Raw genomic sequence first — 25,443 nt, 5'->3', positions numbered from 1 at the left:
ACTGATTATTTGTAGTAACGTTCAAGATTGGCTTTATATTGTATAGTCACAAATTCTTCAAGCTCTTTTATTCCTACATTACTTAGCTTATCTCTTAACTCGAAGAATTTTGTTTCACATTCTTCTTGTGAAGATGCTGTTACGACTTCAGCCCAACCTGATAAAAGCATATCTTTAACTTGTTGTTTGATGAAAGTTGCTCGTTCTTGAGGAGGAAAAACTATTCCTTTAAAAGCAGAATGGTCGTATATAGTATCTGCTAAATTATCATTCATAAGTTTTTTCCATTTAGCTAAATCATTGAAATTCTGGTCAAAATAATAGGTTGTTTTGTCTTCTTTCAAACCTGTTCCGCCAACCAAACAAAAACGACCGCCACTTACTGTTTCTTGAAGGTTAGTATAATCAAGAGTACTATTGATAACATCCTGCTTCTTCTCTTCAACAAAAGACCATTCTGTGCCATCTGTATTCCAAAGAGAATTTTCTGTATTTGGTACACCCCAACCCATAAGTTTTGTTCCCATATCTGAGATCTCAAAGTTAAACCATTTTATTACAGATTCAGGGTCCTTACATTTATCAGTTATGATAGTATAACTGCCTCCAGTAGTATTAACTGGTGTATAATAAGCCTCATCAACATTCTCTGATTTCACTTTCACTTGGATGAATCGTTTTTCTTCAGTCCAGTTCTCGTCAGTTTTTTGCCATACTTCATGACCTGCATTCCAAGTAGTCCACCAACCACCAATATGACCTAGAATTCTTTCGTTGGATGTTTTTGCTTTCCAATCCTCGAATTTATTGATAAAACTATCTGGATCAAGCATATCGTTAAGGTGAAATTGATTAATCCATAGAGCCATTTCAAGACCTTCAGGTGTATTTACCCAATGTGTCAGTTCATGGTTGGTATTTTCTTTATAACCATCTTTTATTCCCCATATACCTGCTAATGTATTGAACGTATTATTCCATCCTCTAGTAGATAGAGCGTATACCTTTTCACCATTTTCATTAGTTGGATGAAGAGCCTGCATTTGTTTAAGTACATTGAAATACTCTTCTGGCGTAGCAACACTTGGTTCACCTAACTCCTTCCAGTAATCATACCTAATATGTACAGCATAGTCTGGAATAGGCAAGAACCCCCATCCACTGCTTAAATAGTATATTTTACCCTCTTTGTCTGTAAAACGATTCAATATCTCACCATATTTATTAGACAATTCACTATCTGATTCTATATATTGAGACAGCTCTATTGCCTTACCAAGATCAGCCCACTTTTTTGCTTCTTGTAAACTTAACCCTGTAATGATATCCGGATATTTGTTTGAAGCCAACATCAAATTCAAACGTTCATTGGAATCCGTATCATAGACGATTTTATTAAGCTCAACATTAAATTCTTTCAATAGATAATCCCTCATTGCCTTTGTCTCTTTTTCAGTTTTATCAGGATTTTGAGCAGAAGCATAGAAATGGGATATTTGGATAGTCTCATTAGGTATTTCCCATCCGAACATATTTTTTTCAAGCTCTTCCCTATCACTCATATTTTTCTCTTCACCTGTTTTATTCACAGCTTTTTCCTTATTACAACCCACAAACAATGTTGTAGCAAAAACAAAACATAAGGTTAATACTAAAATTTTTTTCATCTTGTAAAACCTCCTCCTTTTTTTATATCTTTACTTTTTTATTATAAAATTTGCTATGTCTGATTACAGTCTCCTATTTTTTGTTTTAGTGGAATTTCTTTCGATATTGGAGGGGAGTCATTCCTTCATGCTTTTTAAATAGTTTATAAAAATATTTATCATCATTAAAACCCACTTGATATGCTATCTTATATATTTTATAATCAGTTTTTCTTAATAACTCTTTTGCCTTAGTTACTCTAAGATTTTGCAGGTAATCAATAAAATTTATACCTGTTTCCTTTTTGAAAAGAAAACTTATGTAGGAAGTATTCATATCTGTATATTTTGCTACTGTTTCCAATGTAATATTTTCAGCAATATGCTCGTCCAAATACCTTAGGATGCGACTAATACTAGGTTGATAATCCACTTTTTCTGTTGAACTTGGGTTTGAAAATACTGTAGACTTTATTTTAAAGACAAACATATCCAATGAGTCACTTTCAACATATAATTGGTCGATATCAACTTCATTTGTGATAATATTTTTAACTACATCTTTTAAAAGTTTCTTAAAATAATATGGAGCATAGTCCATTACCTGCAATTTTATCTTATCCAATGCTTTTGAAAAGTATATACTTCCCTCTTTATATGCATTTATGAGCATTTCTTTATAATAATGACTTGTTGGTATATCTTTTTGCAACCACTTAGCTAACTCTTTATAATAAAATATTTTTTCATTGCTGTATAAGCGAAATTCAAGACTATAAGATGCATCATAATAGCTCTGTCTTACATCTTTTAGGTGATTAATTGAATTGCTAATACCCATTTTGCATATTGCCTGATATTCCTTGATGAAATTATCCAATATTCTTGAGTTAATAACCACTAATAATCTGTTCTTATCTATAGGGAAACATGATAAAACATTATCATGCCTTAATTTTATATGGGTATTATCATATCCTTCGTTAAAGTGCATAATTACTAGATGATAATCTGCACTAGGATATGCCACCTTGAACTTATTATTATTTTTTTCTATATGATTCATTTGATGAATAGATTCTATAAGAGACTTGAATAAAAGATTACGATAATCAATGTTCTTAATATCAATAGTATTAGAATTTTCTTTTACGTTATATATAGTAGATATTAGAATCTTCTTGAGGTATTCTGTATCAATGGGTTTTTTATGTAGTCAACAACCTTATTACGTATTGCACGTTGAGCATAATCAAAATCAGTATATCCACTAATGATAATAAAATGGACTTTGTCACCTATACTTCTTACATATTCAATGAAGTCAAGTCCTGTTATTTCACCCATTTTTATATCAGTTATTACAATATTGGGTCTATGTTCTAGATATAAAGTAATTGCTTCATCACCACTTTCCGCTTCTAGAAAAACTTCAATTGGTAAATGCATTTTTTTAATTACTTTTATTAATCCTCTACGAATATTATTGTCATCTTCAACAACAAGCAGACGCATTCTATCACCTACATTCATATTATTATTTTTAGTATAAATCTTAAGACTGTATAATTAAGTGTTGATTCTTTAGATTTAGTGGAATATATTTGGATTATAAAAGCTGTACCCATGTACAGCTTAGCTAATAACCGGCAATTTAATTACTACACGCAATCCTTTCTCTAATTGTATAACCTCTATACCGTAAGCTTCTCCAAAGTAAAGTTTTATTCTCTTTTGAACATTAATCAAACCGATGCTGATATTCTTGTTATATTTCATTTCTAATAAGCTGTTTTTTAATTCTATCAATCTGTCGTTATCCACACCAAGTCCATCATCATCTACAGTGATTTGTAACATCTTACCGTCCGTTTTTATACCCATCGTAATATTCAAATCATATCCACTGTTGAATCCATGAATTATTGAGTTTTCTAGGATAGGTTGTAATATCATATTTATGATTTTTAATGATTCTATGTTTTCATCTACATCAACCTGAAAATGAATTCTATTATTATGAGTAATATTTTCTACTGTGATATAGTTCTCTACTGTCTTTATTTCATCTTTTATGGTAATAAGGTCTTCTGAACTATGGTTCTTAGAACGAATCAACTGTCCAAGTGCCATTAACCCTGAAGATATTTCCTCTTCGTCATTAATCTCTGCTAGCATTCTTATACTTTCTAGGGTATTGTAAATAAAATGTGGACGAATCTGTGATTGTAAGGCGAAAAGCTCGGCTTGCTTTCTTTCAATTTCAGATACATATACTTTATTGATTAAATCTTCTATTTTAGTTGCCATGATATTGAAGTCATTAGCCAACATATCAATCTCATCTTTTCCTTTAACAGGAATATGTATTGAAAAATCTCCTTTTTCTACTTGCTTTATTGCCTTTTGTACAGAAACAATTCTACTGGCAAAACTTCTTTGAAAGATGATTGCAAGTCCTATGATAATGATTACGAATCCAGATAAAAAATACACTATATTTTTATTAACAGGTATTAGATTCTTGATTTCCTTTTCAGGTATAATTGTTATAAGATAACTTCCTGTGATGTTAGCTTGATTAAAAAATGCTTCGTAATCTATATCTTCATAATTGAAATGGTAAATACCTTTTTCATTTTCTTGTAAAGCTAATATAAATTCTTGGTTAGTTCTTAGATAATTTAATATTGGGTCATCCTTTAGAAAACGATTAAGTGGAAAGTCATAGATTGTTATATAACCTGATTTGCTGATAGAATAATCTTTTAAACTGCTAAAAAGTATGTTAGTACTGATCTCAAATTCAATAAGTGCTTTATTATCTCCTATTTCATACCAGTAAAACAATGAATATACATAACCATCACTTGAATTTACTTTTAGATAATCTCTGTGTCTATGCATCTTATCCCAATAGGTCTGGTATAATTGTTGTTCTTGTACTTCCTCTGGAAACCAACCTTCTTTCATATATTGATTATAATTAAAGAAATACCCTACATCATGAATATGTGTGTTGGTTGTAAACATATTTATCCTGCTTATTTCGTTATTAGATTTGACTATCCAATCTAATAATGGTTCAACTGTATTACTATAGTTATCAGTGTACTCTTTATCACTGTATGTACTGGCACTCCTAATGAATTCATTCAAAGTACTATTAACAGAAATACCTAGTATAATACTTTCCATATGAGCAGTAGTTTCATTTAAACTAGTTGACTCACTATCCAATATCTCAAATACAAAATTAGCAGTTTGCTGATCTAAGGTCTTATAGAACTGGTCATAAATGAAAGCAGCACTAACTATAATGAATAAACAGATAATGACTAGATAACTAATCAGTAATTTGGTACTGAATCTTTTAACTCTAAACATAGCAATCACTCATTTTTTTATCCCACCCTTTGATATATTATTTTTTTGAGTATAATTATGTAAGTTTAAAAGTCAATATATTATTATAACATAATAGTTTTTTTAAAAATTTTATTTGATGATAAAATAACTAAGGATAATTAAAAATATATTTGACATTAAATAATCAAATAATAAAATAGATGTATCTCAAATTTCTTAATGAGATACATCTATTTTAAGTTTATAAATTTATGACAATATTATCAATACACTTTTCAAGAAAAGTTACCTCTGCCTCTTTTCACTCTTCACAATTAAAAAATATCTTAGACAAATCATTATTTAATATATTTTGAATTTCATAATTAGCTAGAGGTAGATAAGTTTTCATATATTCCAAATAACCAGTTTGAGTTTGATATTGGTAATCTGTTCCGAATACAATATTATCTAATCCCCATTCTTTCAACATCCTAGCTAGTTTTTTTAAATCTTCTTCAGTTGTTACATCCAATCCTAATTCTTTTTCTCTATCAGTTACAATTACTCCTGAAATATCAAAATAAATATTTTCTTTTTTTAGATAAGGGTTTGAATTATATTTTTCAATAAATGTAGCAAATACTTCTTTAGCGGATCTATCAAAACTACCCCATCCCCCCAAATGAGCAATCTGTAGCTTTAAATTAGGAATTTCAGATATTACATTATCTATTAATATCTCAGCATCTTCCTTTCCAAACTCTGGACTTCTACTTCTGAAATGTAATAAAATAGGGATTCCTTTTTCTGAAACATGTGTGAACAATTGTTTTATTTTTATAAGATGCTCTGGATTCCTTAAATCAACATCAGAATTTGTAAAATGTAACTTTAACCCTGATAATCCTAATTCATCATAACATCTATCAATCTCACTTATAGCATAATCTTTTAAAGGATTAACACTAAAAAATCCTATTAATCTGTCAGGATATTTTGCAACTTCATTAGCTAAATAATTATTCTCTTTTTTAACATTCTCATATTCATTAGAATCTTGAACTTGATCCATACCATAAATATAACTATTAGATAGTACAAAAGCTTTATTCATATTTGCTTCATCTAATAAAGATACTATTTTTTCACCTGAAACTTCTTCAATAGGAATATCAATATATGTATCAGTACCCAACAATGTTTTAAATACTTCTGAGAATTCCTCACTCATCATATGTACATGATGATCTGTATAAGCATGTAACGGTTTTGGATTACAGTTAGTATCATGAGCATAAGTCACAGTATTGTTAATATTAGTAATTAATAAGATTAGAATAAGTAAAGCAATATTTTTCTTCATTATATTTTCTCCTCATCATATAAATTTTATATGATAATACTACACAGAAATTGTTTTGTAAATACAATAACAAATAATATATAGCATATAATAAATATTTTATTATTTTATAAAGTATATTTGTTTTTTTCAAAACAATGTAATTGTTCATAATTAATTAGCCGTTTCCATCAATTATTTCATATGCTTAAAAAGCATAAATTAATTGCTATTATATTAAAAATAATAAACATTAAAACATTGTACATAATTACATAAAATAATGGTAAAATATAGTTTTATAGGTAAATAATACTACTTTAACTTCAAATTAAAATTATAAAAAATTACATAAATAATTTTAAAGGAGGATTTTTATGAATAATCAAATTTACGGATATGTAAGAGTATCTACTAAAGATCAGAATGAGGAACGTCAGGTAATAGCCATGAAAAATTTTGGATTGTTAGCTGATCGGATAGTAATCGACAAACAGTCAGGAAAAGATTTTAATAGACCCGGATATAAAAAGTTGTTAAAAAAACTTAAACCAGATGATACTCTAGTTTTAAAAAGCATTGATAGGTTAGGTAGAAATTACGAGGAAATACTTGAACAATGGAGAATTATTACCAAGGAAAAATGTGCTGCTATAGTAGTCTTAGACATGCCCTTACTAGATACAAGAAAAGAGAAAGATCTTACAGGAGTACTAATTTCAGATATCGTTTTGCAATTGCTTTCTTATGTAGCACAGACAGAAAGAGAGAGAATTCGCCAAAGGCAAGCAGAAGGAATTGCAGCAGCAAAAGCACGAGGAGTAAAATTCGGACCACCACAACTAGAGATGCCAAAAGAGTTTTTTAATCTGAAAAAGCAATGGAAGGAAGGAAAAATATCAGCTAGAAAAGCTGGTAAAATATTAAATATAAGTTACCAAACATTTTTACGTCGTGCAAAACAATGAAATGGCAAAATTTGCCACATAATGTAGACATTAAGTATCAGCTGTGATATACTAAAAAAGGGTATAAAATAATCTGTTTTGTGATAAAATTCAATCAAATTCGATATTATTTTCGATGAATTATCCTTTAAAAACTATGTAAACATATTTCGACTTATTGATACACTATTTCTACTTTGTGTAACAAAAGATTATTTATACCTCTTTTTAGATATAACTATTTATAGTTTTATGCGAAGGAGGGCAGTTTATGAAGAAAACGACTAAACCAAAGGAATTATTGGAGGTTATTGCAGAAAGGTTGCATTGTGATTATATATCAGATCTCCAATTAAAAAAGTTTCACAAATACTTGCAATTCTATCTACCTTTACCAGATGAGTTTAGTGAATACGAATGGAATGACGCAGTAGAGTATATTATTGGTATTAAAACAGACAAATTAAGTTCCAAAGAATCATATTTACTATTAAAGAATTTCTCGAAAGATCCGTCTGGACTGAATAAAGGGATGGTGATAAGATGCAGATCATCATAATGCATATGATTGATATAGACTTTGATAGTAAACAAAATTCTAGATTACCACACTGTGTCAATAATGAACAATTAATAGAAAAAATGCATTATGATAGAGAAATCTTCAATCTAAAACAAAAATTCAAAAAACAAAGAAAAACCATACCAAATAGTATCCATAAAAAAAATGCTGTCAAGAATTATAGATTTGGTTCAAAATTTTCTAAAACAGTCTAAATTATGATTACTATTCAGAGCCAACCCAAACAGAGCTGATTAAGTTTATCTCATTTAATCAGCTTTAGATATATTATTTAATAACATGGTCAAGACTTCCATTATTTATTAATAATCATATTAAGCTCTTCTTTGATTCCACAAAGAAGGCGCACACCCCATACACTTCTTGAACTGCTTAGAAAAAGAATACTGATTAGGATAACCTAGATAATTAGAAATCTCTTTTACGCTCATTTCAGTTTCCTCTAGTAAAAATGTTGCATACCTTATTTTAGACTTTATTATATATTGATATGGTGATATTTTGTATTGCACATTAAAAAGCCTTGTAAACTGTTTTTTTGATAGATTAGCCAACTTAGCTAAATCATCAATAGTAAACACGCTACTAGGATTCTCATCTATGTAGATTTTAACACTTTCTATTCTACTGTCTTTTTTATACTCCTTATCACATTCATAATCATTGACCAATTCATAAAATATCTGGGTCATTATACTATTACACATTTCATCTGATAAGTCACTGTCACCATTAGCTATCTGATATAATCTCTCAAATAGTTTCTGATACTTAATAATATCATTAGCATGAAAAGCATATGAAAAAGGATGTGAGAAGTAATTTTCTCTCTGGCATAAAGTTTTATTATCATATAATCCGAATCTAATAGGCATAATAGAAGGCAAATTAGATTTATCAGGTATTGCACTATGGGGAAAGTCATTACTAACAAAGATAACCTTACCTCTTTTCAATTGCTCTTCCTTACCATTAAGATAATAATAACCATTACCACCTTTAATAAATATTATATGAAAATCTTTATTTCTTCTATTGTCTTCAATTTTCCATGTCAAAGGTACTTCATCAATATTATAAGCGGTATGTATTTTAAAATGGTATTTGTAAGGTACCTCACTAAATATGCTTTTAATATTTTCTATTGGATTATCAGTGATTATATCCTTCTTTAACATATAATTCATCCCTTTTGATATTTTTGAATTTTAATAATTCCTAATTATCACATAAACTTATTATACATTGATAATAAACATTTTCAATTAAAATATAAAATAATACTTAGCAATAAGCAACCGTTATAAAAAAATATTACTTTTCTATGGAATAGGATATAAAAATAGATGATACAATAACTAAATATCATATCATCTATCATGTAGGTATTCCTATGATAAATCCAAATAAAATAACCCATCCTAGATCAGCACTTACTATCTCGGCTACGGCTACAGGTCCAGGAGTTGGTGGTATGAAAGTATGTGTTACAGCTAAACTAGCTAATAGTGGTATACCATAAAATAGAACTGTTGTATTTGACATCGCTTATGTCCTGTCCTTAATCTACCTTCTAGATAATTTATCTACAGTCCATATATCCACCCTTCATAGGGGATACCGCAAGGGCTGTATATGCTCCTAATGCTCCTTTTGTATATTTAGGTGCTGGCTTTTGCCATTTATCTTTTCTCATTCTTAGAATTTCTGTCATTTCTTCTTCAGATTTTTCTACTCCATTTACTCCAATAATGCTTAAAACTCTGTTTGGAATATCTATCTTAATCAAATCATCTTTTTCTACTAGTGCTATTGGTCCACCTTCTGAAGCTTCTGGTGAAACATGACCTATGGCTGGTCCTCTTGTTGCTCCTGAATATCTACCATCAGTTATTAAAGCTATTGATTCTACTAACTCCTCATCTGATGCAATGGCTTCTGTTGTATAGAACATCTCAGGCATACCTGTACCCTTTGGTCCTTCATATCTGATGAATACAGCATCACCAGGTTGTACTTCTTTTGTTAGAACCGCTTTTATAGCTTCTTCTTCACTATCAAAAGGTCTGGCTTTTAGAATTACCTGCATTAGTTTCTTGGATATTGCAGAATGTTTCACCACTGCTCCTTCTGGCGCTAAATTACCTTTTAAAATAGCAATGGCACCCTGAGCTTGAATTGGATTATTTTTATTCTTGATAATCTCTTCAGGCTTGATATTAAGTTCTTTCAAATATTCGTGACATTTTTCATAATATCCGTTTTTCTTTAATTCTTCTAAGTTTTCGCCTAGAGTTTTACCTGTTACTGTAAGAACATCTAAATGTAAATATTCTTTAACTTGTTCCATTACTCCTGGCACACCACCTGCATACCAGAAATACTCTCCTGGATAAAATCCACTTGGTCTTATATTTAATATATAAGGTACTCTTCTATGGATTTCATCAAATAATTCTGGTGCAATATCAATTCCAACTTCATGTGCTATTGCAGGAATATGAAGTAAAGTATTGGTAGAACCGGCTATTGCAGCATGAATAACAATTGCATTTTCAAATGCTTCTTTAGTCAATATAGTTGATGGTTTCAATCCCAACTCAGCTAATTTTAGAGCATGTTTACCTGCTCTTACGGATACTTCTTCTATCTCTTCTCCCACTGCTGGGATTAATGATGTCCCTGGTAATGCTAAGCCTAAGGATTCTGCCATTATCTGCATAGTACATGCTGTCCCCATAAAAGAACATGCTCCACAACTTGGACATGCATTATGCTTATAATAAGTATATTTTTCTTCGGTTATTTCATTTCTTTGATACATAGCACTATAAGTACCAATCTGCTCTAATGTAAGTGTATCAGGACCAGCTTTCATGACTCCACCTGGTAATATTACTGATGGCACATCCAATCTAGCAATAGCCATTAAATGTGCTGGCACGGATTTATCACAACTTGCAATGAATACACCTGCATCAAATGGTGTAGCCTGATATTGTATCTCAATCATATTGGCTATCATTTCTCTAGATGCTAATGAATAGTTCATTCCATCATGTCCTTGGGCTTCTCCATCACACATATCTGTTACAAAATATTTTGCTGGACGTCCACCTTCTTCATATACACCTTCACATACACCTTTTACCAGTTTATCTAAATGCGCACTTCCTGGGTGACTGTGCCCATAACTGCTTTGAACAAAAATCTGTGGTTTATCTAATTCTTCTACTTTCCATCCAGAACCAATTCTAAGAGAATCCAATTCTGGCGCTAATGATCTTAATTCTTGACTCTTTAACATTTCAACTCCTCCAGTTGTATTACAACTTATTTAATTGTTATTTATCAAATCAAAGTTCAAACTTTAATAATTGTACACTATGCACAATTTGTATTACAAGTTCATTATAAAACACTAATATTTTTCTGTCAATCCCTATTTTGGATAATTTTAGCACTTATTTGTAATACAATTTAACCAATCCCCTACTTTATATTTGTTATACAACTTATCAGTATTAACAGCAATCTATTTCAATGGCGGGATAAATCAACTACAACTTATACATTGGTTTATAATTATAACTTTACTTAAACATAAAAAAAACAGCATATGATATCATTTATCATATACTGCCCTTACTTATACTTAATCAAGGATTTTCAATAACCGATTAATCAATCCTAGTGTTTTTAATATCCTCTATAGTTCTTTCTATATGTCTTCTCATATATATTGTTGCTAATTCTTCATCTCTATTCTTTATGGCTTCAAGCATCATTTTATGTTCTTTTATACCGCCACCTGGTCCTAATTCCTTATACAATCTCTTTTGATGATATCGTAATATCTCTCCCAAAACCTCACTAACCTTTTTTAAGATTGAATTATTAGCACCTTCAACTATAAGCATATGAAACTTAAGGTCTTCATCTGTAAATCTTTCTTCATCTTGCTCATATTTAACCATTCTATGGTAGCATTCTTCCAGCTCTTCTATTTTATCATCAGTACATCTTTTAACACATAATCCCATACTTTGCGTTTCAAAGATAAGTCTGAACTCTAATATTTCCATATAGTTATCTCTATCTAGTGTAAGCATGGGTATAAGAGAATTAAAATATATTGATGGCTGCAAATCATTGACATATGTTCCTCCACCCTGCTTTTTACTTAATATATTCAGAGCCGCTAATTTCTCTATAGCTTCTCTTACTGATATTCTACTAACATTCAGTTCACTGGCAAGTTGTGTTTCTGACATAATTTTTGTACCTGAAACCCATTTGCCGCTTATTATGTTTTCTTTTATTGTTCTAAAAACAATATCACTAGCTCTTTCTTTCATTACGATTTCCTCTCTTGTGTATTAGGAATACTATACATATAAAATTTTATTTACATCTTTATAGTATCATCCATCAATAAATAATAATATACATCTAATATTATATCATACAACAATATTTTTCACACAATCCTTTTTTCAATTAACAATAATAAATCATAAAAATGTCCCTTTTTAACATTCTAATCATCCCTTTTGATATTTCAATAAACAAGATAAGTTGTTAAAATCATTTCTATAAGACAATTTACACTAGCTATTTAATAACAAAATAAGGAGAGGATTATTATGAAACCGAACATATTGTTTTTCTTAACTGATGATCAACGATTTGATACTATTTCTGCTTTGGGAAATAAAGAAATTCATACACCCAACCTAGATAAATTGGTAAGTAATGGGGTGACTTTTACACATGCTCATATTCCATGTGGAACCAGTGGAGCTGTTTGTATGCCAAGCAGGGCTATGTTACATACTGGAAGAACTCTTTTTCACATAGAAAAAGAAGGACAAAATATACCTGATAATCATATTACATTAGGTGAACATCTAAAAAATCAAGGCTACCAAACATTCGGAACAGGAAAATGGCATAATGGAGTTAAGTCATATGCAAGAAGTTTTACTTGTGGAGATAATATTTTCTTTGGTGGAATGGATGACCATTGGAACGTTCCTCTAAATCATTACGATCCAACAGGTAAATATGAAGGTAGATTAAAAAGAACATATAGTTTTATGACTTCTAATCAAACTCGTATATCCATAGGCGATCATGTTGAAGCAGGCAAACATTCTAGTGAGATTTTTTGTGATGCATCAATAGATTTTCTAAATAATTATGATAGTGTTGACCCATTTTTCTTATACATTGCTTTTATGGCACCTCATGATCCACGAACCATGCCAGAAAGATTTATGAATATGTATGACCCTGATGATATATCCCTACCAGATAATTTTTTACAAGAACATCCTATAGATTATGGTATTAAAGGAATAAGAGATGAAATACTGACACCTTACCCACGTACTGAAGAAGCCATTAAAAAACATATTGCAGAATACTATGGTATGATAAGCCATCTTGATCATGAATTAGGCAGAGTTATAACCGCTCTTGAAGAAACAGGTCAGTATGATAACACTATAATAGTCTTTACTGGAGATAACGGACTTGCTCTAGGTCAACATGGATTGATGGGTAAACAAAGTTGCTACGAACATAGTATACGAGTCCCATTAATATTTTCTGGTAAAGGAATACCCACCAATGAAAGAAGGGATTCCTACGCTTATCTGCTTGATATATATCCTACCCTATGTGATTTAGCTGGTATTGATATCCCTGATACAGTTGAAGGTAGAAGTTTATTAAGCTCAATTCAAGATAATAATCATATAACAAGAGAAAATCTATATTTTGCATATACAGATACAATAAGAAGTGTAAAAGACGAAAGATACAAGCTTATAGAATACGTCAGTGGAAACTCTAATGAAACTCAACTTTTTGATTTGATAGATGACCCATTAGAAATGAATAATCTTTATTCTGATAAAAACTATGAAGACATAGTAATCAAACTTCGTAATGAAATTTTTAAGTATAGAGATAATTGGGATGATGTTTCAAGTCATGAATCTGGTGAATCATATTGGGAGAAATATGAAAAGTTAAACCATTAAAATACCCATTTTATTAAAGTTATAGCTGCTAATTATACTTCGTTATAATATATGGAAAAAAATAAAAATTAACAAAAAAATAAGCACTCTATAGTACTCATGTTACATGTACTATGGAAGTGCTTTATATTCTTTCTTAACACAATTTTATATTTAAAGTTATTACCTTATAAGCAACCATAACGAATAGTTAATTTTATCTCTTAGGTCTGCTACGATTTCCGTCATGCAGATAGCCACTTAGAAGACACCATATTCCTATTCGCTTGACCCACTAGAAAATTTCTTTGGGAGCGACCCCTTATCTTTTAGAATAAGACTAGTATAAGGCTGGTTTGTGTTGAAAATTGTAAGAAATATTATATTATATCTTCAAACAAAAATCAAGTGTAAATATTGACAAAAAAGAAATAATTTTCCATTTTATTTTATGTATTCTAACAATGCTGTATAATTCTTCTTCCCATCCTCATAACCATGATTATAGAACTCATTAAGCTTTTCCACACTTTTTTCAAATCTAGAAACAGGAGGAAGTGTTGGACGCATAACAAAAATATCTCCCTTTTTCTCAAGTTCATCTATATAATCCATTGTTTTGTTATATACTTTATATCTATTTTCCAAAGCAGATATGAATTTTGGATAAGCCGAATATTTTCGTTTGCACAATCTTAACATAGTTTTTGAAGGTGCTTTTTTACGATAGCCCTTGTTTCTTGTTAAAATAACTATAATCTTTTTATTTCCCAGCTCCATTGCTCTATCTATAGGTACAGAATCAGCAATACCCCCATCAAGATATGGAGTATCATTAATCCATACCATAGGTGCAATCAAAGGCACACTACTGGAAGCTCTGCATATGGACATAAGTTCTTCTTTTTTATGAGGTTTCATATACTCTGCTTTTCCACTTACACAATTAGTTGCAACTATTTCACAATCTGTATCAGAATCAAGAAAAGCATCATAATCAAATGGAAATACTTTATTAGCAAAATCATCAAATAATAAATCCATATCTATCAATTTGCCTTTTTCCACAAGCTTTCTAATCCCATAATACACATTTTCTTTCTTAGTAATAATCATACAATCCTTAGATCTTCCAATTTGTCCAGAAATATAATCCACACAATTACATGAACCTGCTGAAACCCCTAATATATTGGACACCTCTAATTCCTGCTCCATAAAGTAATCCAAGATACCTGCTGTATATACGCCTCTAGTAGCGCCACCCTCTAACACCAATGTTGCTTGATACATTACATAATACACCACCTTATAATTACATACTAATGATTTTGACTTATAAACATTGTTATAATTATAATACAAAACATTTATTTTTTCAATTATCTTGTAATTCAACAAATCCTAGGCAACATGCTATTACTTAAAGCATACAACCTTCTTTTACCTCCTATGGTAGTTCTTAAACAAACTATCCCTTTTGATTTATCCACTACTCTTCCGATTAATACAGCATCTTTTCCATTTTCTAACTTATTTATTGTCTTGACAATCTTCTCCCCATAACCTTTTTCTGAAATCAATATCATCCTGCCTTCACAAGCCAAATAATAAGGGTCTAATCCTAATATCTCTGTCACACCTTTTACTTCATCAGCTATAGGAATACTATCCTCCTCTAATAAAATTTCTATTCCCTGTTCTTCTGCAATCTCATTAAGACTAGTAGCCATACCTCCTCTTGTTGGGTCTCTCATCATTTTCACATGTGGCAAAAACTTCTTAATCCCTACCAAAATATTAGTAAGCGAATCACAATCACTCTTGATATTACCTTGTATATTAAGGTCATATCTTCTAATTGCTATAGCCGTGCCATGCTCCCCAATACCACCTGTAATTATTATCTCATCACCTATACCAATAGGATCAGGATTATAATTGTCATAGATACTTCCTATACCCGATGTATTAATGAAAATGCCATCTACACTACCTCTATCAAGAACTTTTGTATCACCTGTCACAACCAACGTATTTGTTTTACTGCAAACTTCCTGCATTGAACTGACAATCCGTTCCAATTGTCCTATATCAAATCCTTCCTCAATTATAAAACCTGCACTAAGATATAAGGGCTTAGCTCCACTAACTGTCAAATCATTAATAGTCCCGCAAGCTGCTAATTTTCCAATATTTCCACCTTTAAAAAAAATAGGTTTAACAACAAAGCTGTCTGTCGAGTATGCCAATCTTCCTTTACTCATTTCAAAAATTGCCGAATCTCTTCCTTTCAGCAATATAGGGTTACCAAAATATCTGTAAAAAATATCATTAATCAGCTTACTAGTATGAATTCCTCCATCCCCATGACGAAGTTGAATGGTTTTACACAAGTTACCCCTCTTTTCTATATCTATAATAAATACCACAAGTACCTTCTGACGAAACCATGCAAGGTCCTACAGGATGCTGTGGTGTACATTTGTTACCAAAAAATCTGCATGAAGTAGGTATTTCCTTCCCCAAAAGAATATCTTTGCATATACAATTATCCTCTATGACTTTTGGTAAATCGCTAAAACTGAAAACTTTCTTTGCATCAAATTTTTCATATTTCTTATTTATTACCATTGCAGAATCAGGAATAATTCCAATACCTCTCCAATTACCATCTTCATGTACAAAGACTTCCTCTAATATTTTGCAAGCTGTTTCATTTCCTTTTTCTTTTACACATCTCTTGTATAAATTTTTATCATGATTATGTATCTTACCTTTACACTGTTGTACTATGAAATAAATACCGCTGATTATATCTATAGGTTCAAATCCGCTTACTACAGTTTTAATATTATTATCATCACTAATGAATGAAAAATAATCCGCACCTTTTATTACAGCAACATGACCTGGACATATGATACCATCTATACATTGATTCTTATCCTTAAGTATTTCTTTCAATATTGGTTTCATTAATTTCAGACTGGTCAAGAAGAAAAGGTTATTTATATTTTCTTTTTTTGCCTTCATGACCATTTTCCCAATCAAAGGAGCTGTTGTTTCAAATCCTACAGCTAGAAAAACCACTTTCTTATTAGGATACTCCTTTGCCAACTCAATACTCTGGATAGGAGAATAAACAATCCTTATATCCTTCCCTTTTGATTTTTCCTCAGACAAGCAAGATTCTGTACCTGTTACCTTCATCAAATCCCCAAAAGTGGCGATTATCATATCTTCTTTTTGGGACAAGGATATAGCCATATCTATATATCTCTTATCAGTAACACATACTGGACAGCCTGGACCTGAAACCAATTTGATACGATGGGAAATTATTTCCCATATCCCATATTTAGCTATACTCTGAGTATGTGTACCGCAGATTTCCATAATTACAACATCACTCTCTACATCTTTATTTATTTCTTGAACCATTCTGGCTATTAGTTGTTTTTCATTCATACCCATCACATTCCTCTAATAGATAGCTCATTATTCTCTGTAATTCAACATACCCATCTTTATCAATCTTTTCAATAGCAAAACCGGCATGTACCAAAATATAATCACCGATTCTAGGTGATTCAATAAGTTCTATGTTCACCCTTTGAACGACTCCTAGATACAAAACATCTCCATAAGCTCCTTCAATTGATTTAATCTTTGCAGGAACTGCTAAACACATTTTTACTTCCCTCCTCCAAACTTATCATCTTCTATTGCTATTTGTCCTAAAGATAGTCCCCCATCATTGATAGGAATCATTTCATTAAAATATGTATTGTAACCTGAACCCTTTAACCTTCTATATATTCCACTCAATAAATATGAATTTTGGAAAACTCCTCCACTCAAAACAACATCAACAATTCCTGATTCCTCAGATAATCCATCTACCATATTTATTGTAAAATCAATTACAGTATTATGAAATTTGCTACTTATAATAGGTATACTAATTCCTTGTTCCATATCATCAATAATCCCTTGTATTATTTTGCTATAATTTATAAGCCACTCACTGTTAATATAATCTATATCATAACTATATAATTGAGTAACACCAGGTTCTGTATTGTTTTCTAATATTATTGGGGCTTCTCCATCATAGGTATTGTAATTACATAATCCAATAAGTGCAGAGATTCCATCAAAAAAACGTCCCATGCTAGATGATTGGAAACAATTAAAATCGGAATTAAGAGCTTCCTTCAGTAATTGTATCCTATCTCTATTAACCCCTTTAATGTATTTCTCAGGTTCAATTCCTGAACTAACTAAAAAACTAACCCCACTCCGCAAAGGTTCTTTTACAGTAATATCTCCGCCTTGTAATGTCACATATTTGAGATGGGCTGCTCTCTTATAACTTTTCCTGTCACCTATAAGAAATTCCCCTCCCCATATAGCTCCATCATAACCAAGTCCTGTCCCATCATAGATTACACCAATGACCTTTTTATTTATGTTATGTTCTACCATGCAACTTAGCATATGTGCATAATGGTGCTGTACGCCTATACTTCTAATGGACTGTTCATGGGCATATCTTGTTGAGTCATACAATGGGTGTAAATCATGAATTAATCTATCGGGTATTGTTATATATATATTCAGGATATTATCTATAGTTTTCTGATACCTTTCATATGTATCATAATCGCCTAAGTCACCAATATAGTTACTAATCACAGCATACTTATTTTTCAATACACAGATAGTACTTTTCTGCTGGCCTCCTAATGCCAATATTTCCTTATTACTATCCATTTTCACATGGTATGGAGCGTATCCTCTTGCAAGTCTAATTACCATTAATTTGTCTTCTATGACTTTCACGACAGAATCATCTATAGGCATATGTATTTCTCTATTATGAGTCAGGAAATAATCGCATATATTTCCCAATGATTTTATTGCTTCATTATTCTTATAAGCTAAAGGCTGTCCATTGAGATTACCACTAGTCATAACTAGATATTCTATAGATTCATCAAATAAAAGATAGTGCAATGGTGTATATGGCAGCATTATTCCTATATATCTCTGGTCAGATGCAATATTGGATGGAAGTATATTGGACACTCTTTTTTTTAATAAGACTATAGGTTTTTGTCTGCCTGTTAAAATTTGTTCCTCTTTTGTATTAATATAAGCTATCTTTTTGGCTGACTCAAGATTCTTAGCCATTATGGCAAGGGGTTTATTAGGTCTTTTTTTCCTAATCCTAAGAGTATTGATAGTATTTTTATTAATTGCATCACAGCATAAGTGAAATCCCCCTAATCCTTTTATACCGACTATTTTACCTTGTTTTATCATAGAGACTGCTGATTTTATTGGATTATCATATTTCTTCTTATTATCTGAGTCGATAAATTCAACCTGTGGTCCACACTCTTTACAACAATTGGGCTGAGTATGAAACCTTCTGTCACCAGGATTATTATATTCTTTTTCACATTCTGTACACATAGGAAACATTGACATAGTTGTATTCTTTCTGTCATAGGGTAACTCTTTAATAATAGAATAACGAGGACCGCATTGGGTACAGTTAGTAAATGGATATCTATATCTTCTAGACTCAGGATTCAGCACTTCTTTCATACATTCATCACAAGTAGCTATATCTGGAGATAGAAAGCATATGGTTGGAGTCATACTAGTACTAGGAAGTATGCGAAAATCTTCGTATCCTTTAACTTTACATGGTTTAATCTTTATTTTCTCAATATAGGCTATAGAAGGTGGATTATGGACGATATCTTTGATAAAGCATTTTATATGATTTTTTTCTCCTTCTATCATGATTACCACTGTAGATTCACAATTATTGACCCACCCTTTTAGGTTGTATTCAAGTGCTTTGTTATATACAAAAGGGCGAAATCCTACGCCTTGAACTATGCCCATAATCTGTATTTTATAACCTAGCAACTAATTTTCACCTTCTACTTTATATATTATTGCTGTCAAAGCTTCTATTTGTTTATGCTCAACATATATCTTTACCTTATCAGAAAGATATTCACCTATACTCACCCTCAGCTCTTCCATCAACGTATCTTCAGTAACATGGCTATCATGATTTACTACTACAGTAAGACTAGTTAATTTGTTGATGTTCTGTTCTTCACATAAGTTCTTAAGATAGTCTGATATTTTCTTGAACAAAAATGTATCATGCATTAATACTCCCCCTTAATATTTTATTAATTTCTTCTTTCACATTGTCACATATACACATGAATCCCCTTTGTAATATATCGCTTAACTCAAAACCATATTTAATTGTATTAATTTCTATACCAATGAAATACCCTTCAACTTTCTTACGATAAAGTGTCAAACCTTTTAATATACTCATCTCATGTTGTGAGTAACCGCTTCTATAATCGTCATCCAATTCTCTAATAGGACAGGTCGTTACATGACAAGGCTCATAGCCTAGATTGGTAGCATCAATTATTATAATGAAATCCCCGTCAACTATATAATCCATACAATAATCCATATCTGTTTCACCAATGATAATTTCTATCTCTTTTTTGATTAACCATTCTTCTAGCTCTTTTACTACTGAAATACCTACTCCATCATCCATCATGATAGGATTGCCGATAGCTATTATTTTCACATTCATTAGACTATCCTCATTTCTACCGCATTATATTGACCTCGTACATGTGTTGCACATGATACACATGGGTCAAAGGACCTTACGATTCTTCCAATCTCTACAGGATAATCTATATCTTCAATCTCAGTTCCTATAAGTGCATCTTCAATAGTACCTCTAATACCTTTTTCATCTCTTGGTGATAGGTTCCAGCCAGATGGTGTTATGATTGTATATCTTCTTGTTTTCTTATCGTCTATTAGAACCCAATGACCTAACGCACCTCTTGTTGTATCAATCAATCCTTTACCAGCAGCTTTTTCTGGAATATCATATATTTTCTGTTTACTATCTTTTAATCTAATACCTTCTAATAGTGATTCCATTATCTCAATGATCTTCTTAGCTTCCAAAGCTCTTGCTATGGTTCTGTCCATCAGAGATATACCTCTTCTGTAATATCCACCTAACCACATCCTTGCCAGAGGACCTACTTCCATTGGAAGACCTTTATATCTTGGTGCTTTTATAAAAGAATAAGCATTTTGTTTCCTTCGATTTGGTCTGTCATCCTCATACCATGCATAATAAACATTTTCCGTAATATTTTCTGGTCTGAATGCTTCTTCTCTGCCATTAATCCATACTTTTGGATATACATAGGTTCTGTCTTTTTCTTTGTATGTATCGAAACATCCGTAGGTCATCAGATTTTTATATCCTACTCCTTGATGAAAACATTCTGGATAATAGTAACCGACAGTCTCTACATCTTCTATCATCACGTTGACAACAAAATCCTTTATTTCCTCCAATATAGATTTTACTTTTATGTACTTTGAAATATCCATATTTCCTGTAGTTCCACCAACAAAAATACCATGGTTGTGAGGTGCTTTGCCACCTAGTTCAGCAAGCATTTGATGAGCTAATCTGCTGTACCTCATAGATACAAGATAATGTTCAGCAATTTCTTTATTTACTTTTTTAGGTAGTTTAAAGTTATTATGTGAAACAACGTATACAGGGTTGATATCTGGTCCTTTCACAAAATCAGGAAATGTATATTGATATATGTGTCTTATATGATTCTGTAAGAATTCACATCCATGCATAAAATCCCGAATCATCTTATCATTATCATCAACTTTTATATTAAGCGCTTCTTCTAGAGCAAGACTTGAAGCCATACTGTGAGCAGTAGAACATATCCCACAGATCCTTTCAGTAAAATAAACTGCATCTAATGGCGATCTCCCTTGAAGCATTTTTTCAAATCCTCTAAATAACATGCCGCTGCTCTTGGAATCAGAAATTCGATTATTGGTTATCTCAACTTGGATTTCTAAAAAACCGCTAATTCTTGTAACTGGATTAATGGTTATTCTTTTCTTCATTATTATTCTCACCTACTCCCCTTATCTAATTATATATATTCAAAACATGTACAAGTTATTATACTTAACACAAAATGTTATAAATATTTTATTAAAAGTCTATTATTAAATAAATCACTATTTAAACTCTATCAAACAAATATCAGTTTATTCTTATATTTTTTGACTTGTATTGATATTTTTATCCATATGTTATATAATAAATTGTTATATTTATCCAACAAATAACTACTTATAGGATATAATTTCTTGTTTATTTATTATCACTATAGTAGATATTTTATAGTCATTAGCAACGATATAGTTAGAAATAGAGGTTTTATAATGAAAAGATTATTAGCAGTAATTTTAGTTCTATCATTATTAAGTTTTGGTTCATATTCATTAGGAGCAAATAATAATATAAATAATGTAATTGTATTGATGTATCATCATATCTTACCCAAAAAGGATATGGTTGGTCCTTGGAAGAATAATAGTGCTGTTTTAGCTTTAGAGGATTTCCAGAAACAAATGATGTATTTATATGAAAATGGATATACTATCCTGACTCTTAAAGATTTTAAAGATTATATTTATGAGGATAAACCTATTCCCAGTAACAGTGTATTAATTACATTTGATGATGGATATAAGAGTAATTTTGAATATGCTTATCCCATTTTGAAGAAGTACAATTTTAAAGCTACAATATTTCTAATATCATCCCAAATCCAAAATTATTACGAGAAATTTGACCCTAAAAAGTTACAATTTTGTTCTATCGTAGAATTAGAAACTTGTAGTGATGTATTTACATATGGAGACCACACATATAATTTACATAGAAAAGATGGCGAAACGAATTTACCTTATATGAAATTTAAGTCATATGAAGATATTAAAAACGATATTACCATAAGTGAATCAATATTATCAAAATATATTGATATAGATACCAAAGCTCTAGCTTATCCATATGGAGCATATACAGATACTTCACAGCAAATATTAAAAGAAAAGGATTACAAGCTTGCATTCCTTACTGCTAAAGGGAAGGTAACCAAAGTTACTAATCCATATTATATTAGAAGATATGGAATCTCAGACAATGAAAATTTCTATTCATTATTTTAATAATAATAAAAATACAAAAGTGCTAAAATCAAGTTTTAACACATCTATAAAACTTAATTTAGCACTTTTTATATTTACAATAGATTATATTAAAATTAGTACCTAATGAATGGCTCCATTTTATCTGGAAACCCCTCTTGGGCACAACCTATACAAGGTGTATTAGCACCTATTGGCCAATTGTCAGTATTGTTCCACCGTCTTATTGGACAATCTGTCTTAGTTACTGGTCCTCTGCAACCTAGACGAAACATACACTCTTTATCCCCTAATTTCTTAGCGAATATTTTATTATCAAAGTAAGAACGTCTTGGACACCTATCATGTATCGTAACACCATAGAATATAATAGGTCTTCCTTGTTCATCTAGTTCAGGTTTCCCAAACAACATTAAATGTGCGATAGTACCAGTAATCCAATCTGGATTCCCTGGACAGCCAGGGAGATGAATAACTTCTTTCTCAACAAATTCTTTTACTGGCTTACATAATGCCAGATTAGGACTGGCAGCTGATATTCCACCATATGAAGCACAGGTTCCTACAGCTAGTATGTATTTTGCTTTTTCACCAGCATTTTTCACTGCATCCATTCCAGTTATATACTGTCCCTTGTATCTTGCAATCACATTATATAGACCGTTATCTTTTGTTGAAATCGCTCCTTCTACCACCAAAACAAATTCTGTCTCCAGAGTTTTTAGAAATTGTTCATATGCAGCTTCTCCTTCAGCAGCCATTAGACTATTACTGTACATGAGGTTAACCATTTCTTTCAAAAAATATACAGCATCTGGATTATACGCATTAAGTAAGGATATGATATTACCTGAACATCCTGTAGTTTCCAGCCATATGAGATTAATCTTATTCAGTTGTGATTTTTGTTCTGACACCATATCCATCAAAGTTCTTGCCATTCTGTTTTTAGTATCTATTATGGGACAATTGTTTACCCTTCTATTATTTTCCCCACGACCTCCAATTGAGTTAATACATTCTCACCACCATGACATTTATTAAACTCATCTGTTATATCTTTTCCTGCTATTACACCAAAATGAGTTCCACCACCCCAGCTTGGATTATAGGTTACATCATAGACTACACCATCTACTGCAATATAAGCAGGTTTACCTTTTTCTCCATTATATTCTTTTAATTCTTCTATGGTAAATGTCCTATTAAGTCTTTTTTCACTTGTCTCATTAATTGCTATATTCTCAAGAAATATATAACATTGTTCAAGTAACTTATTCAATACAAACAGTTCTTCTTCGATCTTGCTTACGTAATACATTTTATTTTCTATAAAAGGAGTCCTAAAAAATGAAATCCTGTTATCATTTATTTTCATACTCAGTTTATAGATTTCATCATGCAACACTTTAATATTAATAACAAACTACCTCTTATATATTTAAGTTTATATATATATATTCAATCTAATGACAAGTTAGTATTTTTACTTTAATTATGTTAAGGATATATAAAAACCTCTATATCTTCTTAATAAAAATCATATTTTGAAGTTATTAAATTCCTCATCACTAAATCCATAATAATCTTTTCTAACTTTATCGGAATATGCTTCAAATTCTTCTCTTTGATCCTCATCAAGTTTTTTAGAATATAGATTAACCATTACATCATGAGCTATATAATCTTCACTCATATCAACAAATCCAGCATCTTTTGTCCAAGTGACTTGGCTATCTTCTCCTCTAGATATTATCCCAGATACAACTTGAATCCCATCAATGATAACTATCATATATCTTTCACTTTTCTCAGAAAGGTATCTTTCAATCCTTCTGTGAGAAACGATGTCTTTATATGAATTGTTTTTACCAAAGTATATTCCTTTTACAGTAACTCCTCTTTTGATAGCAGCATCAAGCATGGCTCTCATATCATTTATTTCTTCTTCCCATATGGAAACAGCAATTCGCTTATTGGCTTGTGAGATCAAAGTGTTGACAAAATCAATAATCTTGTCCCTTCCTTTGATAACTATCAATTTATTATCATTTTGCTGTTCATAGTATACTTTTTTTGTGTATTCGTCTACGTTATTCAAAATATCATCAAAGTTGTTTTTTAATTTACCTATTAACAATTTTGGTTCAAGTGGATAATATTGTGTGGTGTCATTCTCTACTTGTTCAAATACAATCTGCTTATTTTTCAAGTTGTCCAATACTTCATATATTCTTGACCTTGGAATACCAGAATTCTTACTAAGAACATAGCCATTCACTGGATATTCTTCTAATAGATTGAGATAAGCTTTTACCTCATATTCGCTTAATCCCAGCTTCTTCATATCCTCTATAATCGATATTTTTTTATCCATGTAATCCACCTCTATTTATCTTCAATATGTTATTTTATATCTAAT

At 30.8% G+C, this 25,443-nt stretch carries 24 protein-coding genes and 1 pseudogene; 5 read left to right on the top strand and 20 right to left on the bottom strand.

The genetic code is table 11. From position 1 onward, the window contains the following. Nucleotides 1-5: 5 nt before the first annotated feature. From HYG85_RS21740 to HYG85_RS21720, 5 genes are all read right to left on the bottom strand, one after another. Nucleotides 6-1,667 (bottom strand): type 2 periplasmic-binding domain-containing protein, encoded by a 1,662-nt coding sequence (locus HYG85_RS21740; RefSeq protein WP_212691431.1) that lies wholly within the window; start codon nucleotides 1,665-1,667, stop codon nucleotides 6-8. An 85-nt stretch (nucleotides 1,668-1,752) separates the two neighbouring features. Further along, the gene (locus HYG85_RS21735; RefSeq protein WP_212691430.1) at nucleotides 1,753-2,712 is read right to left on the bottom strand and encodes a helix-turn-helix domain-containing protein; all 960 of its coding nucleotides are present in this window, start codon (nucleotides 2,710-2,712) and stop codon (nucleotides 1,753-1,755) included. Nucleotides 2,713-2,816: 104 nt separating this feature from the next. Beyond that, nucleotides 2,817-3,161: a response regulator gene (locus tag HYG85_RS21730; RefSeq protein WP_212691429.1), complete on the bottom strand. Its 345-nt coding sequence runs from the start codon at nucleotides 3,159-3,161 to the stop codon at nucleotides 2,817-2,819. 120 nt (nucleotides 3,162-3,281) lie between these two features. Beyond that, nucleotides 3,282-5,033 (bottom strand): sensor histidine kinase, encoded by a 1,752-nt coding sequence (locus HYG85_RS21725; RefSeq protein ID WP_212691428.1) that lies wholly within the window; start codon nucleotides 5,031-5,033, stop codon nucleotides 3,282-3,284. Between the two features lie 283 nt (nucleotides 5,034-5,316). Next, nucleotides 5,317-6,360, bottom strand: a complete 1,044-nt coding sequence (locus HYG85_RS21720) for an amidohydrolase family protein (RefSeq protein ID WP_212691427.1) — start codon at nucleotides 6,358-6,360, stop codon at nucleotides 5,317-5,319. Between the two features lie 356 nt (nucleotides 6,361-6,716). On the opposite strand from HYG85_RS21720, the gene HYG85_RS21715 reads away from it, so the two are divergent. From HYG85_RS21715 to HYG85_RS21705, 3 genes are all read left to right on the top strand, one after another. Next, entirely contained in the window at nucleotides 6,717-7,307 is a 591-nt protein-coding gene (locus HYG85_RS21715; RefSeq protein WP_113675297.1) for a recombinase family protein, read from the top strand. 250 nt (nucleotides 7,308-7,557) lie between these two features. Further along, nucleotides 7,558-7,845: a hypothetical protein gene (locus HYG85_RS21710; RefSeq protein WP_113675298.1), complete on the top strand. Its 288-nt coding sequence runs from the start codon at nucleotides 7,558-7,560 to the stop codon at nucleotides 7,843-7,845. Beyond that, nucleotides 7,830-8,063, top strand: a complete 234-nt coding sequence (locus HYG85_RS21705; RefSeq protein ID WP_212691426.1) for a hypothetical protein — start codon at nucleotides 7,830-7,832, stop codon at nucleotides 8,061-8,063. The genes HYG85_RS21710 and HYG85_RS21705 overlap by 16 nt, the downstream gene beginning before the upstream one ends. Nucleotides 8,064-8,183: 120 nt before the next feature. Here HYG85_RS21705 and HYG85_RS21700 read toward each other — a convergent pair whose 3' ends face one another. The 4 genes and pseudogenes from HYG85_RS21700 to HYG85_RS21685 all read right to left on the bottom strand — a co-directional run bounded on the left by HYG85_RS21700 (nucleotide 8,184) and on the right by HYG85_RS21685 (nucleotide 12,227). Beyond that, the gene (locus HYG85_RS21700; RefSeq protein WP_212691425.1) at nucleotides 8,184-9,047 is read right to left on the bottom strand and encodes an AraC family transcriptional regulator; all 864 of its coding nucleotides are present in this window, start codon (nucleotides 9,045-9,047) and stop codon (nucleotides 8,184-8,186) included. Between the two features lie 208 nt (nucleotides 9,048-9,255). Beyond that, nucleotides 9,256-9,402 (bottom strand): annotated as a pseudogene (locus tag HYG85_RS21695) (GntT/GntP/DsdX family permease); the annotation flags it as partial. Between the two features lie 49 nt (nucleotides 9,403-9,451). Beyond that, a complete protein-coding gene (gene ilvD, locus HYG85_RS21690; protein WP_212691424.1) occupies nucleotides 9,452-11,176 on the bottom strand; it encodes a dihydroxy-acid dehydratase in 1,725 nt (574 codons plus the stop codon). Nucleotides 11,177-11,549: 373 nt separating this feature from the next. Next, nucleotides 11,550-12,227, bottom strand: coding sequence for a FadR/GntR family transcriptional regulator (locus tag HYG85_RS21685; protein ID WP_113675303.1), 678 nt, complete (start codon nucleotides 12,225-12,227; stop codon nucleotides 11,550-11,552). A gap of 288 nt (nucleotides 12,228-12,515) precedes the next feature. Between HYG85_RS21685 and HYG85_RS21680 the strand changes: the two genes are divergently transcribed. Further along, on the top strand, nucleotides 12,516-13,919 hold the full coding sequence (locus tag HYG85_RS21680; RefSeq protein WP_212691423.1) for a sulfatase-like hydrolase/transferase: 1,404 nt from the start codon (nucleotides 12,516-12,518) through the stop codon (nucleotides 13,917-13,919). Between the two features lie 423 nt (nucleotides 13,920-14,342). On the opposite strand, the gene HYG85_RS21675 is transcribed toward HYG85_RS21680, so the two are convergent. The 8 genes from HYG85_RS21675 to HYG85_RS21640 all read right to left on the bottom strand — a co-directional run bounded on the left by HYG85_RS21675 (nucleotide 14,343) and on the right by HYG85_RS21640 (nucleotide 21,926). Further along, nucleotides 14,343-15,191: a patatin-like phospholipase family protein gene (locus HYG85_RS21675; RefSeq protein ID WP_212691422.1), complete on the bottom strand. Its 849-nt coding sequence runs from the start codon at nucleotides 15,189-15,191 to the stop codon at nucleotides 14,343-14,345. Nucleotides 15,192-15,292: 101 nt separating this feature from the next. Then, nucleotides 15,293-16,330: a hydrogenase expression/formation protein HypE gene (gene hypE / locus HYG85_RS21670; RefSeq protein ID WP_244971241.1), complete on the bottom strand. Its 1,038-nt coding sequence runs from the start codon at nucleotides 16,328-16,330 to the stop codon at nucleotides 15,293-15,295. Continuing rightward, nucleotides 16,296-17,369, bottom strand: coding sequence for a hydrogenase formation protein HypD (hypD, locus tag HYG85_RS21665; RefSeq protein WP_212691421.1), 1,074 nt, complete (start codon nucleotides 17,367-17,369; stop codon nucleotides 16,296-16,298). Before hypD ends, hypE begins: the two co-directional genes overlap by 35 nt. Next, nucleotides 17,362-17,592, bottom strand: a complete 231-nt coding sequence (locus tag HYG85_RS21660) for a HypC/HybG/HupF family hydrogenase formation chaperone (RefSeq protein WP_212691420.1) — start codon at nucleotides 17,590-17,592, stop codon at nucleotides 17,362-17,364. The genes hypD and HYG85_RS21660 overlap by 8 nt, the downstream gene beginning before the upstream one ends. A 2-nt stretch (nucleotides 17,593-17,594) precedes the next feature. After that, nucleotides 17,595-19,847 carry a carbamoyltransferase HypF gene (gene hypF / locus HYG85_RS21655; protein WP_244971240.1) on the bottom strand — a complete coding sequence of 751 codons (2,253 nt, stop codon included), beginning with the start codon at nucleotides 19,845-19,847 and terminating at the stop codon, nucleotides 17,595-17,597. After that, complete coding sequence (locus HYG85_RS21650) at nucleotides 19,848-20,099, bottom strand: hypothetical protein (protein ID WP_212691419.1); 252 nt, start codon at nucleotides 20,097-20,099, stop codon at nucleotides 19,848-19,850. Next, nucleotides 20,092-20,553 (bottom strand): hydrogenase maturation protease, encoded by a 462-nt coding sequence (locus HYG85_RS21645; RefSeq protein WP_212691418.1) that lies wholly within the window; start codon nucleotides 20,551-20,553, stop codon nucleotides 20,092-20,094. Before HYG85_RS21645 ends, HYG85_RS21650 begins: the two co-directional genes overlap by 8 nt. Continuing rightward, the gene (locus HYG85_RS21640) at nucleotides 20,553-21,926 is read right to left on the bottom strand and encodes a nickel-dependent hydrogenase large subunit (protein ID WP_212691417.1); all 1,374 of its coding nucleotides are present in this window, start codon (nucleotides 21,924-21,926) and stop codon (nucleotides 20,553-20,555) included. Before HYG85_RS21640 ends, HYG85_RS21645 begins: the two co-directional genes overlap by 1 nt. Nucleotides 21,927-22,250: 324 nt before the next feature. On the opposite strand from HYG85_RS21640, the gene HYG85_RS21635 reads away from it, so the two are divergent. Continuing rightward, nucleotides 22,251-23,042, top strand: coding sequence for a polysaccharide deacetylase family protein (locus HYG85_RS21635; RefSeq protein WP_212691416.1), 792 nt, complete (start codon nucleotides 22,251-22,253; stop codon nucleotides 23,040-23,042). A gap of 95 nt (nucleotides 23,043-23,137) precedes the next feature. Here HYG85_RS21635 and HYG85_RS21630 read toward each other — a convergent pair whose 3' ends face one another. The 3 genes from HYG85_RS21630 to HYG85_RS21620 form a co-directional block, all read right to left on the bottom strand. Further along, nucleotides 23,138-23,962 carry a hydrogenase small subunit gene (locus tag HYG85_RS21630; RefSeq protein ID WP_212691415.1) on the bottom strand — a complete coding sequence of 275 codons (825 nt, stop codon included), beginning with the start codon at nucleotides 23,960-23,962 and terminating at the stop codon, nucleotides 23,138-23,140. A gap of 32 nt (nucleotides 23,963-23,994) precedes the next feature. Continuing rightward, entirely contained in the window at nucleotides 23,995-24,303 is a 309-nt protein-coding gene (locus HYG85_RS21625) for a cytochrome b5 domain-containing protein (RefSeq protein ID WP_212691414.1), read from the bottom strand. 258 nt (nucleotides 24,304-24,561) lie between these two features. Next, the gene (locus HYG85_RS21620; RefSeq protein ID WP_113675312.1) at nucleotides 24,562-25,398 is read right to left on the bottom strand and encodes a TrmB family transcriptional regulator; all 837 of its coding nucleotides are present in this window, start codon (nucleotides 25,396-25,398) and stop codon (nucleotides 24,562-24,564) included. Nucleotides 25,399-25,443: the final 45 nt, after the last annotated feature.

The sequence above is a fragment of the Vallitalea guaymasensis genome, assembly GCF_018141425.1.
Classification (GTDB): Bacteria; Bacillota; Clostridia; order Lachnospirales; family Vallitaleaceae; genus Vallitalea; species Vallitalea guaymasensis.
Note: the sequence above shows the minus strand (reverse complement) of the source record. Positions and strands in the feature narration are given on the sequence as shown.

Excerpts from the sequence above, each read along its gene's own strand:
- HYG85_RS21660 (WP_212691420.1), bottom strand. The coding sequence starts at position 17,592 with ATGTGTTTAGCAGTTCCTGCAAAGATTAAATCAATTGAAGGAGCTTAT.
- HYG85_RS21715 (WP_113675297.1), top strand. The coding sequence starts at position 6,717 with ATGAATAATCAAATTTACGGATATGTAAGAGTATCTACTAAAGATCAG.
- HYG85_RS21730 (WP_212691429.1), bottom strand. The coding sequence starts at position 3,161 with ATGCGTCTGCTTGTTGTTGAAGATGACAATAATATTCGTAGAGGATTA.
- HYG85_RS21705 (WP_212691426.1), top strand. The coding sequence starts at position 7,830 with ATGCAGATCATCATAATGCATATGATTGATATAGACTTTGATAGTAAA.
- HYG85_RS21620 (WP_113675312.1), bottom strand. The coding sequence starts at position 25,398 with ATGGATAAAAAAATATCGATTATAGAGGATATGAAGAAGCTGGGATTA.
- HYG85_RS21630 (WP_212691415.1), bottom strand. The coding sequence starts at position 23,962 with ATGGCAAGAACTTTGATGGATATGGTGTCAGAACAAAAATCACAACTG.
- HYG85_RS21720 (WP_212691427.1), bottom strand. The coding sequence starts at position 6,360 with ATGAAGAAAAATATTGCTTTACTTATTCTAATCTTATTAATTACTAAT.
- HYG85_RS21675 (WP_212691422.1), bottom strand. The coding sequence starts at position 15,191 with ATGTATCAAGCAACATTGGTGTTAGAGGGTGGCGCTACTAGAGGCGTA.
- HYG85_RS21735 (WP_212691430.1), bottom strand. The coding sequence starts at position 2,712 with ATGAATCATATAGAAAAAAATAATAATAAGTTCAAGGTGGCATATCCT.
- hypD (WP_212691421.1), bottom strand. The coding sequence starts at position 17,369 with ATGAATGAAAAACAACTAATAGCCAGAATGGTTCAAGAAATAAATAAA.
- HYG85_RS21645 (WP_212691418.1), bottom strand. The coding sequence starts at position 20,553 with ATGAATGTGAAAATAATAGCTATCGGCAATCCTATCATGATGGATGAT.
- HYG85_RS21685 (WP_113675303.1), bottom strand. The coding sequence starts at position 12,227 with ATGAAAGAAAGAGCTAGTGATATTGTTTTTAGAACAATAAAAGAAAAC.
- HYG85_RS21640 (WP_212691417.1), bottom strand. The coding sequence starts at position 21,926 with ATGAAGAAAAGAATAACCATTAATCCAGTTACAAGAATTAGCGGTTTT.
- HYG85_RS21710 (WP_113675298.1), top strand. The coding sequence starts at position 7,558 with ATGAAGAAAACGACTAAACCAAAGGAATTATTGGAGGTTATTGCAGAA.
- HYG85_RS21635 (WP_212691416.1), top strand. The coding sequence starts at position 22,251 with ATGAAAAGATTATTAGCAGTAATTTTAGTTCTATCATTATTAAGTTTT.
- HYG85_RS21680 (WP_212691423.1), top strand. The coding sequence starts at position 12,516 with ATGAAACCGAACATATTGTTTTTCTTAACTGATGATCAACGATTTGAT.
- ilvD (WP_212691424.1), bottom strand. The coding sequence starts at position 11,176 with ATGTTAAAGAGTCAAGAATTAAGATCATTAGCGCCAGAATTGGATTCT.
- HYG85_RS21725 (WP_212691428.1), bottom strand. The coding sequence starts at position 5,033 with ATGTTTAGAGTTAAAAGATTCAGTACCAAATTACTGATTAGTTATCTA.
- HYG85_RS21650 (WP_212691419.1), bottom strand. The coding sequence starts at position 20,099 with ATGCATGATACATTTTTGTTCAAGAAAATATCAGACTATCTTAAGAAC.
- HYG85_RS21740 (WP_212691431.1), bottom strand. The coding sequence starts at position 1,667 with ATGAAAAAAATTTTAGTATTAACCTTATGTTTTGTTTTTGCTACAACA.
- HYG85_RS21700 (WP_212691425.1), bottom strand. The coding sequence starts at position 9,047 with ATGTTAAAGAAGGATATAATCACTGATAATCCAATAGAAAATATTAAA.